This is a genomic window from Mesorhizobium loti (genome assembly GCA_014189435.1).
Classification (GTDB): domain Bacteria; phylum Pseudomonadota; class Alphaproteobacteria; order Rhizobiales; family Rhizobiaceae; genus Mesorhizobium; species Mesorhizobium loti_G.
In genome coordinates this window covers 6,961,808-6,979,362 of sequence record CP050293.1, presented here as the reverse complement: position 1 = coordinate 6,979,362, position 17,555 = coordinate 6,961,808, and the positions used below count along the sequence as shown (strand labels likewise).

Annotated in this window: 15 protein-coding genes and 2 pseudogenes; 6 read left to right on the top strand and 11 right to left on the bottom strand. The window is 64.6% G+C overall.

The genetic code is table 11. The annotated features are described in order from the left end of the window. Window positions 1–47: 47 nt before the first annotated feature. The 4 genes from HB777_33525 to HB777_33510 are packed head-to-tail and all read right to left on the bottom strand — an operon-like array spanning window position 48 to window position 4,736. Entirely contained in the window at window positions 48–1,046 is a 999-nt protein-coding gene (locus tag HB777_33525; GenBank protein ID QND68394.1) for a ribose ABC transporter permease, read from the bottom strand. Next, window positions 1,043–2,587: a sugar ABC transporter ATP-binding protein gene (locus HB777_33520; protein ID QND68393.1), complete on the bottom strand. Its 1,545-nt coding sequence runs from the start codon at window positions 2,585–2,587 to the stop codon at window positions 1,043–1,045. The genes HB777_33525 and HB777_33520 overlap by 4 nt, the downstream gene beginning before the upstream one ends. Then, entirely contained in the window at window positions 2,584–3,963 is a 1,380-nt protein-coding gene (locus HB777_33515; protein QND68392.1) for a carbohydrate kinase, read from the bottom strand. The genes HB777_33520 and HB777_33515 overlap by 4 nt, the downstream gene beginning before the upstream one ends. Next, window positions 3,960–4,736, bottom strand: coding sequence for a DeoR/GlpR transcriptional regulator (locus tag HB777_33510; protein ID QND68391.1), 777 nt, complete (start codon window positions 4,734–4,736; stop codon window positions 3,960–3,962). Before HB777_33510 ends, HB777_33515 begins: the two co-directional genes overlap by 4 nt. A 193-nt stretch (window positions 4,737–4,929) precedes the next feature. Here HB777_33510 and HB777_33505 point away from each other — a divergent pair, with 193 nt between their 5' ends. From HB777_33505 to HB777_33495, 3 genes are read left to right on the top strand one after another with little or no spacing between them, the layout of a single operon-like run. Then, entirely contained in the window at window positions 4,930–5,973 is a 1,044-nt protein-coding gene (locus HB777_33505) for a class II aldolase (GenBank protein ID QND68390.1), read from the top strand. Window positions 5,974–5,988: 15 nt separating this feature from the next. Then, window positions 5,989–7,263: an FGGY-family carbohydrate kinase gene (locus HB777_33500; protein QND68389.1), complete on the top strand. Its 1,275-nt coding sequence runs from the start codon at window positions 5,989–5,991 to the stop codon at window positions 7,261–7,263. Beyond that, window positions 7,260–8,111: a TIGR01459 family HAD-type hydrolase gene (locus HB777_33495; protein QND68388.1), complete on the top strand. Its 852-nt coding sequence runs from the start codon at window positions 7,260–7,262 to the stop codon at window positions 8,109–8,111. Before HB777_33500 ends, HB777_33495 begins: the two co-directional genes overlap by 4 nt. On the opposite strand, the gene HB777_33490 is transcribed toward HB777_33495, so the two are convergent. Next, on the bottom strand, window positions 8,098–9,003 hold the full coding sequence (locus HB777_33490; protein ID QND68994.1) for a sugar-binding transcriptional regulator: 906 nt from the start codon (window positions 9,001–9,003) through the stop codon (window positions 8,098–8,100). The genes HB777_33495 and HB777_33490 overlap by 14 nt on opposite strands. A 263-nt stretch (window positions 9,004–9,266) precedes the next feature. Between HB777_33490 and HB777_33485 the strand changes: the two genes are divergently transcribed. Next, a complete protein-coding gene (locus HB777_33485; protein ID QND68387.1) occupies window positions 9,267–10,064 on the top strand; it encodes a hypothetical protein in 798 nt (265 codons plus the stop codon). A gap of 23 nt (window positions 10,065–10,087) precedes the next feature. On the opposite strand, the gene ptsP is transcribed toward HB777_33485, so the two are convergent. The 5 genes and pseudogenes from ptsP to HB777_33460 all read right to left on the bottom strand — a co-directional run bounded on the left by ptsP (window position 10,088) and on the right by HB777_33460 (window position 14,817). Continuing rightward, window positions 10,088–12,073, bottom strand: coding sequence for a phosphoenolpyruvate--protein phosphotransferase (gene ptsP, locus HB777_33480; protein ID QND68386.1), 1,986 nt, complete (start codon window positions 12,071–12,073; stop codon window positions 10,088–10,090). A gap of 56 nt (window positions 12,074–12,129) precedes the next feature. Continuing rightward, window positions 12,130–12,510, bottom strand: coding sequence for a PTS cellobiose transporter subunit IIB (locus HB777_33475; protein QND68385.1), 381 nt, complete (start codon window positions 12,508–12,510; stop codon window positions 12,130–12,132). 27 nt (window positions 12,511–12,537) lie between these two features. Then, a pseudogene (locus tag HB777_33470) lies at window positions 12,538–13,541 on the bottom strand (PTS glucitol/sorbitol transporter subunit IIB). A 16-nt stretch (window positions 13,542–13,557) separates the two neighbouring features. Further along, a complete protein-coding gene (locus tag HB777_33465; GenBank protein QND68384.1) occupies window positions 13,558–14,319 on the bottom strand; it encodes a PTS beta-glucoside transporter subunit IIABC in 762 nt (253 codons plus the stop codon). 60 nt (window positions 14,320–14,379) lie between these two features. Next, entirely contained in the window at window positions 14,380–14,817 is a 438-nt protein-coding gene (locus tag HB777_33460) for a transcriptional regulator (GenBank protein ID QND68383.1), read from the bottom strand. 195 nt (window positions 14,818–15,012) lie between these two features. Between HB777_33460 and HB777_33455 the strand changes: the two genes are divergently transcribed. Beyond that, window positions 15,013–15,654 (top strand): hypothetical protein, encoded by a 642-nt coding sequence (locus tag HB777_33455; GenBank protein ID QND68382.1) that lies wholly within the window; start codon window positions 15,013–15,015, stop codon window positions 15,652–15,654. Window positions 15,655–15,756: 102 nt separating this feature from the next. Next, window positions 15,757–16,515 carry an HAD family phosphatase gene (locus tag HB777_33450; protein QND68993.1) on the top strand — a complete coding sequence of 253 codons (759 nt, stop codon included), beginning with the start codon at window positions 15,757–15,759 and terminating at the stop codon, window positions 16,513–16,515. Here the strand turns inward: HB777_33450 and HB777_33445 are convergent. Next, window positions 16,448–17,495, bottom strand: a pseudogene (locus HB777_33445) (DUF930 domain-containing protein). The gene HB777_33450 and the pseudogene HB777_33445 sit on opposite strands and share 68 nt — an antisense overlap. Window positions 17,496–17,555: the final 60 nt, after the last annotated feature.

The following is a 17,555-nucleotide window of genomic DNA, read 5'->3' as shown; positions in this document are numbered from 1 at the left end:
ACGGTGCGTTACACAAACCGGTCGTTTACGCCGGCGACTAAGGTCAATCACGTTCTTGCTCCTGCCTGGAGCCTGTAGCGGTCGAGGGCGACCGCCACGATGATGACCAATCCCTTGATGATGTACTGCCAGATGTCAGAGACACCGGCCAAGATGAGCCCGTTGGAGAGCACCGCGATGATCAGGCCGCCGATCAGCGTGCCCCAGATCGAGCCGACGCCGCCGACGAAGCTGGTGCCGCCGAGAATGACCGCGGCAATGGCGTCGAGCTCGTAGGACTGGCCCAGCTGCAGGCCGTTGGCGGCGTAAAGCCGGGCCGCCGACATGGCGCCGCCAAGGCCGGCCAGCATGCCGGAAACGCCATAGACGAAGAGCAGCACCAGCGGCACCTTGATGCCGGTCAGCCGCGCCGCTTCGGCATTGCCGCCGACGGCATAGATCCAGGTGCCGAGCACGGTGCGCTTGAGCACCAGCCAGGACAGCACGACTACCGATAGCGCGATAATGACCAGCCAGGGAATGCCGAACAGCGAACCGTTGCCGATGAAATCGAACGGCAGGTCCGAATTGAACACCGTCGTGTCCTGGCCGAGCAGGCGGGCAACACCGCGCACCGCGGTCAGCGAACCGAGCGTGACGATGAAGGGCGGCAGCTTGATGTAGGCGATGAGCAGCCCGTTGATCAGGCCAAAGCCGAGGCCGACCAGAATGGCCGCCGGCACGCCGAGCAGGCCCCAGTCCGGCACCAGCGACACCATCACCGCGACCATCGCCGAGGCGGCAAGGATGGCGCCGACGGACAGGTCGATGCCGCCGGTCAGGATGACGAAGGTCATGCCGGCCGCCAGCACGATGTTGATCGACGACTGCTGGGTGACGATCAGCAGATTGGTCTCGGTCAGGAAGCGCGGGTTCAGGAATTGGAAGCCGGCCGCCAGCAGGATCAGCACCGGCAGCATGCCAAGGGCAGCGAAAGCGGTGCGCAGCCGCCGGCTTGTGCCGGTGACCTGGTCGCCTGCGCTGGTCTCGGTCGCCTTGTCGGTCATTGCTGAGCCGCTCCCGTTGCAAGTTCCATGATTTTCTCCTGGCTGAGCGGCTCGCCTTGCGATGCCGTCACCTCGCCCGATATCGTGCCGTCGCGCATCACCAGCACGCGGTCGGCGACGCCGATCACCTCCGGCAGTTCGCTGGAGATCATCAGGATGGCGATGCCCTGCTTGGCGAGATTGTCGATCAGCCGGTAGATTTCCGATTTCGCCCCGACATCGACGCCGCGGGTCGGCTCGTCGAGGATGACGACCCTCGGCTTGGTTTCGAGCAGGCGGGCGAGCAGCACCTTCTGCTGGTTGCCGCCCGACAGCGAGCCGGCATTGGCCTGCACCGAGCCGGTGCGGATGGAGAGATCGGCAACAGCCTTGGAAGCGCGCCTTTCGGCGGCCGCGAAGTCGCGCAAGCCGCCGGCGCGCGAATCCCTTGCCAGCACGCCCATGCTGATGTTGTCGGAAATCGACATGTCGAGGAACAGGCCGAGTTCCTTGCGGTCCTCGGTCAGATAGGCGATGCCGGCATCCAGCGCCTCGCGCGGCGAGCCGATGGTTACAGGTTTGCCGTCGAGCTCCAGCGTGCCGGAGGTGCGCCTGTCGGCGCCGAAGATCAGCCGCGCAAGCTCGGTGCGGCCGGAGCCGACCAGGCCCGCCAGCGCCAGCACCTCGCCCTTGTGCAGGTCGAACGAGCAGTTCTTCAGGAGACGGCCGTCGGACATGCCGCGCACCGAGAGCGCCACCGCGCGCTTTGCGTCCGGCGGCCGATGGTCCTTCTTGTAGAAGACGGACAAATCGCGGCCGACCATCATCGAGACGAGGCGCGAGGCGCTGAGTTCGGCGCGCTCGAGCGTACCGACATAACCGCTGTCGCGCAGCACGCTGACGCGGTCGGCGAGCTGGTAGACCTCTTCCATGCGGTGGCTGATGTAGATGATGGCGATGCCTTGCGATTTGAGCGTCGCAATGACCTCGAACAGCCGGTCGGTTTCGCGCGAGGTCAGCGACGTGGTCGGCTCGTCCATGACGATGATGCGCGCATTGGTCGACAGCGCGCGGGCGATCTCGACCAGCTGACGCTCGCCGAGCGACAGGCTGGAGACCATGTCGCGGGCAGAGAAGGAGACACCCAGACGCGCGATGATCTCTCTGGCGCGCCGGGTGCACTCGTCGCGGTCGACGATGCCGAAGCGGCGCGGCTCGTTGCCGAGGAAGATGTTCTGCGCCACCGTCAGATTGGGCGCCAGCGACAGCTCCTGATAGATCACCGCGACGCCGCTGGCGCGCGCCTTGATCGGATCGCCTGTCACGGCGGGCATGCCGTCGATCAGGATCTCGCCACCGGCATCAGGCCGATAGGCGCCTGAAAGCACCTTCATCAGCGTCGACTTTCCGGCGCCGTTTTCGCCCATCAAGGCGTGCAACTCGCCTGCATGGACGCTGAGCGAGACATCCTGCAAGGCGCGGATGGCGCCGAACGTCTTGGAGATGTGCCGCATTTCCAGCACCGGCTGGCGCGCCGCCTCGACCTTGGCGGCCGCACTCATCGCGCGCCTCCCACCGCCGCACCGGCGATGCCACGGTCCACGGCGAAGGCACGCCAATCACTGCGATAGCCGGCCAATCCAGTGAAACGCGACGCACGCACCGGCTCCGGAACCTCGGCGGCGAATTCGCGCCCGACGCTCTCGAAGGCGAGCGCCGCCGCGCCCGTGGCGCTGCCTTCCAGCGTGGCACCCTGCAGGAAAGCTTGGCCGGGACGCAGCTCAGCCAACAGCCCGGCGAGCAGGCCGCCTGTGTTCAGCCCGCCATCGACGATCACGGTGTTGTTCGAATGGATGAGGTCGAGGCAGAGATCGACCATCAGCGCGACATAGAGCAGCGCGACCGCCGCGCGCTCTTCGGCATCGGGCGTGCGCCCGACCAGCCGGCCGGAATGGCCGGACATCGGCCCGCCCGGTGCGAAGCTCGGCAGCGCCATGATGCCGGCGTCGATCACCCGCTGGATCGAGGACAGGCCGATCTCGCCTTGCCAGCCGGCGCTGATGGTCGCGAATTCGCGTCCTCCCATGAAGCGGATGGTCGGCACCGGGCCGCCATCGACATCGACATTGACCAGCATGTCGCGATCCCGGTCGAGCACGTCGAGCGGGCAGTCCGGATTGAGCACGATGACCCAGGTGCCGGTCGAAACGACGGTGACCGGGCCGAGCTCCTGCCGGCGATAGGCATGCAGCGCCGCATTCGAGTCATGGACGCCATTGTGAATGGCAACCGGCCGCGCCGTCCCGCCAAGGTAATGCTGGCCGGTCACGGCGCCGGCGCGCTCGAAGGAGGGCATCCGGTCGCGCCAGCCCTGGGCGTCGACCAGCGAGGAGAAATCGCGCTTGCGCGGCGCCCATAGATGCGAGTGACAGCCGAGATAGGACACTTCCGAAACCGCCCGCCCGCCAAGGCGCCAGCTCCAGTATTGCGGATAGCCGAGGATCGATTTCGACGCCGCGAACGTGTCCGGATCGACCTCCTGCAGCCACAGCATGTGGCGACCGTAGTTGAAGCCGAGCGGCAGCCGCGGCGAGAAGGTCTCGGCAAAATCCGGAATGCGGCGATCGATCCGCGCGGCAATCTCGGCCGGCGGCTCTTGTTCGTAGTCGAGGATCGGATGCGTCAGCGCCGCCTCGTCGATCAAGGCAAAGGTGCAGCCATGGCCCGAAACCATCAGCCCCTCGACGCCGTGGCTGTCGACAGCATCGGCGACGGCACTGAGTGCCCAATCGTGGAGCGCTGTCTCGTCGAGCACGCTGAAGCCGCCCTGGCGCACCCATTTCGGCTGCGTGCGACGCTCGTCGATGATGCGCCCGTCCTGACCGAAGACGAACAGCTTCGAATTGGTCTTGCCGAAATCGAGGACCGCCACCTTCACTGGATGGCTCCCGAGGCTATCCGCACCATGACGCCGGCATCTTCCAGCATGCGCGCATCGGTGTCGGAGAGGCCGTCGTCGGTGACCAGCGTGCCGATGCGGGAAAGCGGCAGCGCGACGTTGCGTGCATGGATCGACAGTTTGCGGCTGTCGGCCAGCACCACGATCTGGTCGGCGCACAGGCTGAGATCGATGATGGAGCGCACCAGCAGCGGATGCGATTCCATCACGCCTTCCTGACCAAGGCCTTGCGCGCCGAGAAAGAATTTCGAGGCGTAGAAGGGCACGGCCTGGCTGAGCGAATGGATGATGCCGGGTTCGCGATGCAGGTCGCCGCCGGCAACTGTCAGGCTGCAATGGCCGTGGTCGCTGAGATAGGCCGCCAGCGGCATGGAGTTGGTGTAAAGGCGGATGTTGCGCTCGGCGAGCTTGACCCCGAGATGGAAGCAGGTCGAGCCGCCATGCACGATGACCGCATCGCCGTCGCGCACCATGGTCGCCGCGAGAGCTGCGATCTGCCGCTTGGCCTCGACCGCAAGGTCGCGGTTCTCGTCATAGGGCCTGGCATAGGCGACCTCAGCCTGGGAAGCGCCTTCGAGCGCCGAGATGCCGCCATAGACCTTCCGTGCTTCACCAGCCTCGTCGATCCTGTCGATGTCGCGCCTGACCGTCGCGGCCGAAACGCCGAGCCGCTCCTGCAGCTCGCGCACCGAGGCGAACGGGCGATCCCGCAGCAGTTCGACGATCTGACGCTGGCGGCCGGAGTCGCTCAACACTTTCCTCCCGAATGCCCTTTTTTATGGCAATTGGCGCAACTTACTCAACATTAGCCAGATTGCAAGCGGGTTTTGATGATAGTAGATCACTGTTGACGTAGATCACTCGTATCTGCGATATCAGCGCCAATTCGATCCCGGCAACGGGATTTCGCGCAGGACACGGCCGAGCCGTTGGAGGAAAAGCGCCATGGCGACCCAAGCTGATGCGCAGGAACTGGCGGCCTTGCGGGCGCTTTCGGCCAGCATCGGGCAGAGCCCGCATCTGACCCAGGCAGCAGGCGGCAACACTTCGCTGAAAGCTGGCGACACGCTGTGGATCAAGGCCTCCGGCACCTGGCTGAAGGACGCGCTCACCGACGACATCATGGTGCCGGTGGCGATGGCGCCGCTGCTCAGGGCGGTCGAACAGCGCGACCGCGCCGCCGACCAGCCGCAGGGTTTCACCATTGCGGCGCTCAACCCGCGCGGCTTGCGTCCATCGATCGAGACCACGGTACACGCCTTGATGCCGCAGCGCGTCGTCCTGCATGTCCATTGCGTCGACACCATCTCGCTTGCCGTGCAGACCGATGGCGCGGCCGAGGTCGCCAGGCGGCTCGATGGCATCGAATGGGCCTATGTGCCCTATTTCCGGCCAGGCCTGCCGCTTGCCCGAGGCATTGCCGAAAAGCTTCGGCCTGATGTCGACGTGCTGATCCTTGGCAATCACGGGCTGGTCGTCGCTGCCGAAACCGTCGCCGAGGCGGAGCTTCTGCTGCGCCGCGTCCGGTCGCTGCTGGCCCGGCCGGCGCGCGCGACCGCCGCACCCGACTTCGCGGCTTTGACGGTGCTTGCCGGCGACAGCGGTTACAGATTGCCGGCCGATGTCGAAGCGCATGCGGTCGCGCTCGACCCGGAGAGCCGCCGCATGGCGGAGGCCGGCAGCCTCTATCCGGACCATGTCATCTTCCTCGGCCAGGGCTCGGTCGTGGCGGGGCCCGGCGAGACCGTGGCCGACGTCATCGCACGACTGGGCACACCACCGGCCGCGATCCTGTTTCCCGGCGCCGGCGTGTTGATGCGCAGCGACGCCAGCGCCGGCGCCGACGCCATGCAACGCTGCCTCGCCGACGTGACGGCGCGCATCGACGTCGCGGCGCGGTTGAATTATCTCACCGCCGCCGAGAATGACGAGCTGGTCAACTGGGACGCCGAGCAGTATCGCCAGAAGCTCAACGCGGCCGGCGGCTAGCAAAGGACAGATGACATGATGCCACTCGTCATCGGCATCGACATCGGCACTTCAGGTGCGCGCGCCGTCGCCATGCGCCCGGATTTTTCCCTAGCCGGGCATTCCGCCGTTCCGCTCGACAGATTTGGTCGCAATGGCCGCGACCCCACGGCATGGTGGCAAGCGGTTCAGGCGGCACTGACGGAGTTGCTTTCCGGCATCGACCGCGCAGCGGTCCGCGCCATCGCCATCGATGGCACGTCGGGCACACTGCTGCCGGTCGATATTGCCGGGCGGCCGCTGGCCGAGCCGCTGATGTACAACGACAAGGTCGCCGACGGCGACATCCTGGCCGCGATCGCCCGCGAGGCGCCGGCTGCAAGCGCCGCGCACGGAGCGACATCCGGCCTCGCCAAGGCGCTGCGCTTCCAGAGCGTAGCTGGCACTGCGGCGGTGCTGCACCAGGCCGACTGGATCGCCGGAAACTTCTCCGGCCGCTTCGATATCAGCGACGAGAACAATGCGCTGAAGACAGGCTATGACGTCGAGGCTCGCCGCTGGCCGGACTGGATCGCGGCGGCCGGAATGCGCATGGAACTGCTGCCGCGCGTCGTCGAGCCGGGCGATGTCACCGGCACCCTCGCCGCTGCCGCCGCGGAGCTGTTCGGCTTGCGGCGCGATGTGGCCGTTGTCGCCGGAACGACGGACGGCTGCGCCTCGTTCCTGGCGACCGGCGCCGCGGCCACCGGCGACTGCGTCACGGCGCTGGGATCCTCGCTGACCATCAAGATCCTGTCCGACCGGCCGATCTCGGCGCCGCGCTTCGGCATCTACAGCCATCGGCTCGGCAACGCCTGGCTGGCGGGCGGCGCTTCGAATTCCGGCGGCAAGGTGCTCGCCCAGCATTTTCCGCTCGCGCGCATCATCGAACTCAGCGCGGTAATCGACCCCACGACCACGACCGGCCTCGACTACTACCCGCTCAGCACTTCAGGCGAACGCTTCCCGATCGCCGATCCGGCGTTGCCGCCACGCCTCACGCCCCGGCCAGCGGACGACGCCGACTATCTGAAAGCGATGTTCGAAGGCATCGCCGCGATCGAGGCTCTTGGCTATGACAGGCTCGCCGAACTCGGCGCGCCTGCGCTGACATCGGTCAGGAGCGTCGGTGGCGGTGCGGCAAACCCGGCCTGGACGGCAATCCGGCAGCGCAAGCTCGGCGTCACCTTCCTGCCGGCACTTTCGGACGAGGCCGCCGCCGGCACGGCGCGGCTGGCGCTGAAGGGCGCGGCCAAGGCGGGGCTTCTATGAGCACGAAAACAATCGAACGTCTCGATGGCATCGGGCCACTGGCGGAGCGCTACGAGACCTTCCTGCTCGACCAGTTCGGCGTTCTGCATGACGGCACGCGGCCCTATCCGGGCGCGGTGGCGGCCCTGTCGGCTCTGAAGCGCGCCGGCAAGACCGTCGTGCTGATTTCCAATTCCGGCAAGCGGGCACAACCCAATGAAAGCCGGCTCATTAAACTCGGCTTCGAGCCGGGAAGCTGGGACCATTTTGTCTCTTCCGGCGAGGTGGCGTGGCGATCCTTTAGTGAGATGGCGGCAACGGGAAAGCTGCGCCCCGGGACAAAATGCCTGCTGATCAGCCGCGACGGCGACCGCACCGCGATCGAAGGTCTGCCCTTCGTGCTGACGGAGGCCGGTGAAGACGCCGAACTGGTGCTGATCTCGGCCAGCGAGGGCGATCGCTACGACCTCGACCATTACATCAGGCTGCTTGCCCCGGCAGCGGCGCGACAGGTGCCGTGCTTCTGCACCAATCCCGACAAGATCATGCTGACGGCTGTCGGCCCCCGCTTCGGCGCCGGCGAGATCGCCGATCTCTACGAAACCCTCGGCGGCAGCGTCACCCGTATCGGCAAACCCTACAAGGCGATTTTCGACGCGGCACTGGAGATGGCGGGCAATCCAGACCGTGGCACCGTGGTCTGCGTCGGCGACAGCGTCGAGCACGACATATCAGGGGGAAACAACGCCGGCATCGCCACGGCGCTGGTTCTGAGTGGAATACTGGCGGACACACCGGATCTCGCCGCTGTTTTCAACGAACAGCAGGCCTGGCCGGACTACATCACGGACAGCTTCAGCTTCCGCTGACCGCTTCCAGCATGCGCCGCGCGCTTTCCTCGTCGGTGATCAGGATGGTCGGGGCGATGAGGGTCATGGCGCCGAGCAGCGCCTCGGTCTTCTCCGCACCGCCGGAGGTGAGGATGCGGATCGGCGCCGCGCGCAAACGGTCGACATCCACCGACATCACGTGGCTGTTGACGGGATGGTCGACCAGATCGCCATTGCGGTCGAAGAAATGGAACAGAAGGTCGCCAACGGCGCCACGCGCAAGCAGGGCCTCGCGATCCGCTTCCTTGAGAAAGCCGCCGCGAGAGAAGGTGGTGGCCGAGGCAATGCCGCCGACGCTCAGCAGAACTGCATCGAGCACGTTGGCCATCTCGAAAACCTCCTGCAGGCCGCAGCGCTCGACCAGCGCGATCTTGGTCTCGACGCTGTCGACGACGGCCGGCGTCGGGATCAGATAACCGTCGCCCTGGAAGATTTGGGCGAAGCGCCAGGCGAACTCGGCCGGGTTGTAGCGGCGCACGACGCCAACACCGCCAAGCAGCGAAATGACCTTGAAGTCGGTGAGCGACTTGGCGCTGATGAAGGGCAGGCTCGAGAACAGCGTCTGACCCCAGCCGACGCCGACACGCATGCCGGACTTCATCGTGTCGGCGAGGAAACTGCCGGTCTTGGCGCTGATCGCCGGTATCGGGTCGGCATCGGGCGTGGAAAGCGGCGCCACCAGCGCCTGCTGCAGCCCGAAGGTCTTTTCCAGTGCGCGCTCCAGCCGCACGATTTCCGACAATTCGCTCTCGATGCTGATCTTCACCTCGTTGCGCGCACGGGCGTCCGCCAGCATGCGCACGATGGTGACGCGGCCGACGCCGAGCACATCGGCGATCTCGTTCTGCGTCATCTGCTCGACGAAATACATCCAGGCGGCGCGGATCCTGAGGCGATCCGTCCGGCTTTCGCTGGCGACCTGCTCGGTTGCCGCGCCTCGCCCGTCTTCGCTTTCGCCCTGTCGTCGCCTGCCCACGCCTGTCTCTCCCCCTGCAGCGACGGACGAGCGCGCCGTCGCCGATTCTGCATGCTGGTCTAGTATCGCCTATTGATCTACCAATCGATAGGAACAATGTAGAGGTGGTGGCCGCCCCCTGTTGGCGGCCATCCGCAGCAATTTCGAGGCGATCCGCGATGCTCCGACAAATCTCCGAAGATGTCCGCGTCAATCTCAAGGACCGGCTGCGGGAAGTCCGCGAAATCATCCGCCAAAGCCGCCACGACGGCAGTGGCGACGCCAGTGTGCTGCGCGAAGCAACCAGCCATCTGCCGCCGTTTCCGGGCAAGGGCATCGAAGGCCTGCTCAGCCATGCCGCGAGTGCCGTCGACGAAGCGCTGTCGATCGCCGAATCCTTTGTCCCGCATGAGCGCCCGATCAAGGTGGACGGCACGACGGTAAAAGGCCTCGGCACCTACTTCCCGGTCGGCAACGAGGATCGCCAGCTGAGCGCCGAGCGCCTGTTCCGGCGCGATATGTATTATCTGACCAAGGCGGTGCTTGCCGGCCTGAACATCGACAATGCCCGCATCCTCGAAGCCGATTTCGCCGCCGTCCATGCCGCGATGCGCAAGCGGCATGGCGATCTCCTGGCCGCATTGGCCGCGCCGGATGCTGGACTGCAGGCAATCGCGGCCAGCTGTTCGGCGCTGCTGGTCGAGTGCCTCAACCACCGTCCCGTTCGCTTTGCCGAGACCGCGCCGGAAACGCCGGCGGCCGGCCGGACGCAAGACATAAGCTGCCTGGCGCCGCTCGCTCTGGCCTGCGGCCTGGCGACCACCGGCAGGGACGGCGCGCCGGAGCCGGACATGCTGGAGATCGCCATCCTGGCCGCCGATATCCGTCATGACCGTATCGTTCAGGCCTGCGCCAAGGCGAGCCCGATCGCTGAATTGACACCCGTTTTCGCCACCTTGCTTGCCCATTTGCCGTAACTGACGGTAGCGGTCACTCAGGTTTAGTCTCCAGAAGCCATCGCCATGATCGTCTTCTTGGCGCGCTGGATCGAGGCCGGGCTCATCGAGAGCTCGGTCAGCCCCATCTTCACGAACGTCGCAATGAGGTCGGGACGGCCGGCCGCCTCACCACACATGCCGACCATGATGCCGGCGGCGACCCCGGCTTTTGCCGTCATCTCGATCGCCGACATGACGGCTGGATTGGTGACATCGTTGAGCTTGGCCACGGTCGGGTTGAGCCGGTCGGCGGCCATGATGTACTGGGTGAGGTCATTGGTGCCGATCGAGAAGAAAGCCACCTTCTTGGCCAGTGCCGGCGCGATCAGCACGGCAGCCGGGGTCTCGATCATCACGCCGAGATCGAACGTCGCATGCGGCACGCCTTCGGCTTTCAGTTCGGCGGCACATTCCTCAACGAGTGCGCGGGTGCGCGTGACTTCGGAAATATCCGACACCATCGGCAGCATCACCTTGATGTTGCCGAGCACGGCGGCCCGCAGCAGCGCCCTGAGTTGACGCTTGAAGATGTCGGGCCGGTCGAGACACATGCGAATGCCGCGCCAGCCGAGGAAGGGGTTTTCCTCATCGGGAAATTCGATGCCGGCGATCGGCTTGTCGCCGCCAATGTCGAGCGTGCGCACGATGACCGGATAAGGCGCAAAAGCCTTGGCCAGCGCCGCATAGGTCTCGGCCTGCATGTCTTCCGAGGGCAGATGCATATGGCGCATGAACAGAAGCTCGGTGCGGAACAGGCCGACGCCCATGGCGCCAGCCTCTAGTGCTGCCTCGATCTCCTCCAGCGAGCCGATATTGGCCGCGACCTCGATGATCCTGCCGTCGGCGAGCTTCGGCGTCACCGTCTTGAAGACGGTCAAGCCGGCGCGCTCCTTCGCCGCCGCTTCAACGCGGCCGGCGAAATCGGCGCGGGTCGCCGCGTCGGGATCGATGATCACATGGCCGCCATTGCCGTCGAGCGCGACGTCTCGCGCGATGCGCAAGGCATTGATCTGGTCGCCGAGGCCGAGCACGGCCGGAATGCCGTGCGAGCGGGCAATGATGGCGATGTGCGAGGTGGCGCCGCCATGGCCGCACACCACGCCGCCGATGCGCTTCAGCGGCGCGCGCGCCAGATCCCAGGCGCCGATATCGTCGGCGATCAGAATGGCGCCTTCGGGGATGTTTTCGAGGCTGACATCGTCTTGGCCCAGCAACACCAGGCAAATCTGCCGCCCAACGGCGTGGACATCGTCCGCCCGCGCATTGAGATAGTGGTCATCGACAGCGCTGAAATCGGCGGCGATGGTGGAGGCTGCGGTGATGACCGCCGAAATCGCATCGTTGCCGCCCTTGATCAGGCCCTCGGCCTCGCCAGTCAGACTGTCGTCGGCGGCAATGTCCCGGAGTGCGGCGACGATGCCGCGGTCTCCAGCCGACAGGCTGTCCTGCGCCAACGCATGGTCCATGCGTGCCTGGACCGCGCGGACCGCAGCGCGGAACCTGTCGATCTCTCCGCCGATCTCCTCGGCCTGCAACATGCGGCCTTGTCCGGCTATATCAGGCGGGAAATGCGCAAAGGCCGGGCCAATGGCGAAACCCTCGCTTGCGGCCACGCCGCGCAAGCCGTTTGTTCGGCCAAGTGCTGCCGGCGCTGATTCGGGCACTGGCGCGGGTACCGCTTCCTGCCCGGCATCATTCGCCGGGCTCTGCGCTTCCGCTTCATCATCCAGGCCAGCCCTCGGATTCTCGAGATAGCCGATCAGCGCCTCGAGCGCCTCGATGGCATCGGCGCCGTTCGCCCGCACCGTGACTTCCTGGTTTTCCTTGACCGCCAAAAGCATCAGCTTGACCGAACTCTTGGCGCTGACCGCCTTTCCGTCCTTGACCAGTTCGACATCGGATTCGAAGCCCTTGGCGAGCTTCACGAACCGCGTCGCGGGACGGGCGTGCAAACCTTCATGCACTCTGACGATGGTCGAGCGTTCCATGGCAAATACTCTGGTTTTGGGCGCCGCTCCCAACATAGACCGCGGCGCGAATGCTGTCAGGCGGCGATGGTGATGATCGCGCCGGTCTTCAGGGCGGCCACGAGCGCTTGCGGATCGACTTGCGATGCACAGATTTCGCCCGGCCTCTCGGCCTCGGTGGCGCCGTTGAACGAGATGACGACATGGCCCATTTCGAGCACCTTGCTCCAGGCGCTGGAACCGACCGCCGTTATAACTGCGGCAACCGGGCCGAGGGTGATCGAAGCGCCCTTGGCGGGCGCTCCGTCACTTGGTCCCTGCTCCGTCTTGTGGAGCACCGAAACCTCGGCAAGCTCCGGTGGCGAGCCATCCGCGAACAGGATGACCACGCCCCCTTCGGCAAGGTCCGCCACTTCGGGTCCGATGGCAGTGACCCGTGTTCTCAGCAGAACCGTCATATGGCGAACCTCATTTTTGTATCTGTCTTAGAACACGATCAGGCTGACGACCCAGGCGATCAGCACCGAGACCGGGCCCATGATCTGGCGGCTGATGAGCACCGCCGGAACACCGATTTCGATCGTCTTGGGTTTGGCCTCACCGAGCGCCAGGCCAACGGGGACGAAGTCGCAGCCCACCTGGGTATTGTAGGCAAACAGCGCCGGCAGTGCCATCGCAGGCGAAATCGTGCCGTTGGCGATCTGCGGGCCGATGATGGCGACGCCGATGACCTGCGCGATGACAGCGCCTGGCCCGAGGATGGGCGACAGGAACGGCAAGCCGCAGATCGCCGAGATGATCAGCAGGCCGACGATGTTGTTGGCCAGCGGACCCATCGGCTGCGCCAGCACATCGCCGATGCCGGTGTACAGGATCAGACCGATGAGCATGGTTACGAAGGCCATGAACGGCAGCACGTTGCGGATGACCTGGTCGATGGTGCGACGGCCGGCATTGAAGAAGATGCCGACGATGCGTCCCATGACGCGGCCGATCGTGCTGATGAGGCCGATCAGCCCACCTTCGCTTGGCAGCGGCTGTGGTGCCGCGGCCGCATTGTTATTGCTCGAACTCATCGCTGCTGCTCCCCCGCAGTCGTGACCGTTTCGGATCCGTCCGCCATTGTGATGTTGGCCGGCTTCACGCCCGAAACGTAGATGTCCTCGGTGATGAACTGGGCCAGCGGCCCGGATTGACCGACCGGCGTCAGATTGACGGTCGGGATACGCTTGCGCGGATAGACGCCGCATCGTGCGGTGCCGCCGCAATCGACGACGACAACCGCCATCTCGCTTTCGATCGGCGGCGCCCTGAAGCCGTCGACGGCTTCGGCACCGGTCATGTCGGCGATGAGCTGCGCCACCGGGTGAATGCCACCACCGGTGACGGAAACAACCTTGCTGCGCTGTTCGGTCGGCTCGATGACGAGCGGGCCACCCCAGCCGGTTTTGCCCTGGGTGATCCTTACGGCTTTGTATGTCTTGGCCATGATGTCCTCCCCGCCCTTACAGCTCGACGCCCTGGCGGCGTGCCATGATGGCGGTGATGCGTTCGGTCAGCATGCCCTTGAGCAGGATGACGACGAGGCCGACAATGGCGTACCAGATCGCCACCTTGACGTGGTAGCCGGCGACGACGACGCCCTTCTTCTCCAGCTCCAGCAGCGCGACGAGAATGCCGCCCCAGACGAAATACTCGCCGGGATTGATGTGCGGGAACAGGCCGAGCGGCGGGTGCACATAGGACACGGCCGCGTCATAGAAGGCCGGCTTGTGTTTTTCTTCCAGGAACGATCCGAACGTATAGGCCATCGGATTGGTGAGGAAGAACACCGCCAGCAGCGGCAGAAGCGTATAGCGCGTCAGTGCGATCCGGCCGGCGCCGCGCGCCAGGCCATGCACGCGCTCTTCACCGACCAGTTCGGTGACGGCGTAGAAGGCCGTCATCAGCACCACCAGCGTCGGAATGATGCCGGTGACGAAGCCGGCAAACACCTCGCCGCCCTTCTGGAAGATGCCGATGAAGTACTTGCCGATGGCGGTCAGCCAGCCGAGTTGCTCTTCCTGCTGGACGTCCTTCAGCTTTTCCTTGAACTGATCGACGGTGATCGGTCCGCTGTCCGCCTGTGCGAGGACAACGAGATGGTCAGAGGCATGCTCGACGGCGAGCTTGCCATGCAATGCAGCATCCGAGACCATGGCACCTGCGACATGCAGATTGTGCACGGCCATGTCGGCATGCTGCGCCAACAACGAAAATACAGACATTTCTCCTCCTTATGCCGCCCGCCGGTTGATCCCAGTCGGTGCGCGGCGTCCTCTCGTCCTCTAGGCCCTTGCTATGTTCAAGCCGGACAAACCCGGCTTCTTTCCCGGCTCCGACCGTGTTTTGTCGATCTGTTCGATCGCCCGTTTCACGGCCTCGGCCACACCGGGTTCCCCCTCCCCCATGATTGCAGGGTTGGACCGGAGTCGATCGAGGGGAACGCCCTCGAACTCTTCATGTCTCTTGAATTTGGTGAAGACGGAACGGCCGCTCATCACCATCAGGCGGCGCACGACCATATCCGGCGTCACCACGACGAGTGCGATGGTGCCCTTGGCCAATCGACCGCGAAAATTGCCGGCTCCGACGAAGCCATCCTTGTACTGATCGGTGACGCCCCTGAAGACATCCGAATAGTGCCGCATCTGCAGCCAGACGCCGAGCGACTGCAGCGCCCACACGATAACCAGCAGAAGCAGTCCCCACTGCCAAATCGCCATTCGGTTCTCCTCCCGAAGCCTCAGTTGAACCGCACCTTGGACCGGCGCGTGACAACAGCAAAGTGAGAACATTTGTTTCCGAGAATGTCAATATGTATGATATTGGCCTCAGCTGTCTTCATCCACAGGGACGCTGACAGATTTCGGCGGCGGCGCCATTGTGCTAGCCTGACCGGGAAACAGGATACGAGGAACATGGATCTGCCCTTCAGGGACGAACTGGCCTTGATGCCCGACCTTCGCCATCGGTTGCGGCAGTTGCGCTGGTTCCGCGCCACCTTTCGCGGCAGCGCCAAGGTGGTCTCGGACACATTCGGCGTGCGCTTCGAGATCGATGAAGCCAAGCTCACCAGGGCCTTTCTCGACTGGGTCGAGATCATGGAGGCACAGAAACGCTTCGCCGCGATCGATCGCGCCGACTTCATCGTCTTTGCCGCCGGCCTTGTGCTGCGTGAACTGATAAAACAGGCGCCGGCCCGGGAAATCTCCGGTCTCACCCAGCTGATCGAGACGGAAACGAATGCCGGCACACTGGAAATCATCCGCTTCTGGCCGGAGGGTTTCCTCTACACCAACTACTGCGTCTCGGTGATTTCGGCGATCCACGAGCAGGAATTCGGCAGCGCACCCAGCATCGACAAATGCGCCGACGATCTGCGCACATGGTGGTCCTATCGCGAGAATGTGACCGAGATGCCGGCCTATGCGGTGGCCTTCCTCGACCGCTTCCTCGGCGCCGAACCGAACTGGATCACGCCGGATCGCGCACAGTCCCGGCAAGCCATGCAACGGGCGCTCGGATCTTCCCGTGCGACCGACGCGCTGCGCCAGCTTTGACTGCGCGCCGGGTTTCGCACTCCAGACGACGCAAACCGTCAAAAGCACTCGCGCTATTGAACATTTGACTTTTTGCCGATAGCGATGTGCGAAATTGACTCGATGGAGAAGCGCGTGGCGCGAGCAAGGCCTATCATTTTCGATTGCGACGGCGTTCTCGTCGACAGCGAGCCGCTGGCCGCACGGGCCTATGAGCGGGTCTATGAAAAGCACGGCATGCCCGGCGTCAACACCAGCATCATCGCCCAGTGCATCGGCATGAAGCAGTCCGATATCATCGCCAAGATCAAGGAATTGACCGGTCACCAGTTTCCAGCGGCGGCGGACAACGACATCTGGGCCGAGACCAAGGCGCTGTTCTCGCAGGAATTGAAGCCGACACCCGGAATCACAGCGTTTCTGCAGACGCTTGCCGGCGACCGCTGCGTTGCCTCGTCATCCTCCGTCGAGCGCATCAACCACAGCCTGGCCGTGACCGGACTGGCAGGGTTTTTCGGCGACGCGATCTACAGCTCCTCGATGGTCAGGAACGGCAAGCCGGCGCCAGACATCTTCCTGTTTGCGGCCGACAAGATGGGCGCCAACCCGGCCGACTGCATCGTCATCGAGGATTCGCCCTTCGGCATCCAGGGCGCGGTTGCCGCCGGCATGACGGCGATCGGCTACACAGGCGGCGGCCACACCTATCGCGAGCACGGCGCGCGGCTGACGGCGGCCGGCGCCGATTTCGTATGCGCTGACTGGCAAGAAGTTAGCCGGCAATTGGCTGGACTCGGTGTGCCGGCCCAATCTGCTAGCGAACAGGCAGTCCAAGGCGGACCCATTGGTCGGGCGGAATCACTGGCCCGACACGGAAATTGAAGGACAAGACCTTCGTTGCATCGGTGTCGACCTCGCACCGAAAACCCAGATGATACCATGTGGTTGTGGTGCGGAAGGCGACATCCGGAGCGTCAAGGATATTGCCGGCCTTCAGCGGAACACTTGGGATCAACTCGGGGAAATAGGAGGCGTCCAGCAATTGCTGCTGCAACGCGCTGGCGCAAAGTTGGGCGGCCCGCTTGCCACGAGGCACACTGGCCATCGAAGTCGTGGCCGACGTATCACCGGTCGCGCCTTGCGAATAGAGTCTGTGAACACCCGGAAGGCCGGAATAAGTCCGCGACTTGGCAACGGCCACCTCCTTCGAGCTTGGCTTCCCGGCGCCCCCCGCTTCCGGATTTCGAGACCTTTGACGGGCCGGGTTTCGGCGTATTTGCGGGTTTGGGCTTCGGCGCTTCTGCCGACGTGGGAAGCTCGATCTCACCTTCGCCGGCAGCCAATGGCGTTGGTGACGCTTCCGGCTCTTGTTTGTCTGCCTGCTGTTTGTCCATCTCCTGGGTCGGCGTTTCCTGCTTCTCCGCATCCTGTGTGGGCTCGGCCGATTTGTTCTCTGCCTGCTTCGGCACGACAGGCGGCTTCGACGCGTCATCCTTGGTCGGCGACGGCGAGTTGTCCTGAGCGCTGCCCCCATCCAGGGATTTCCTCGGGCCGGTATCCTTCTCGCCGAACTGAAAAACAGGCTTCAGCACCTCGATTGGCGACGGCTTGCTCGGTTGCTTTTCCGGCGGAGATGGCTTTTCGGCTTTGGCTTCCTTTGGCGGTGGTATCGGAGCAGGTTTAGGTTTCGGCTGCTCGGGCGGAGGCACGAGCGCTACATTGACCGGCTGCTCCTCCTGCGGCTGTTGGGGAGGCGTGGGTATGCCGTATACCAGGAGCGCCGCGACAAGCGCATGCAGGATCAGCGAAGCGGGGATGCCCCACAACAGATTCCGACGCCGTTCTCGTGCCTCGTCCTTCATCCTGACCGATGTGGAATGAAATAGCGGCGGCTTCAAGCATAAGGACTGGATTGGCGCAAT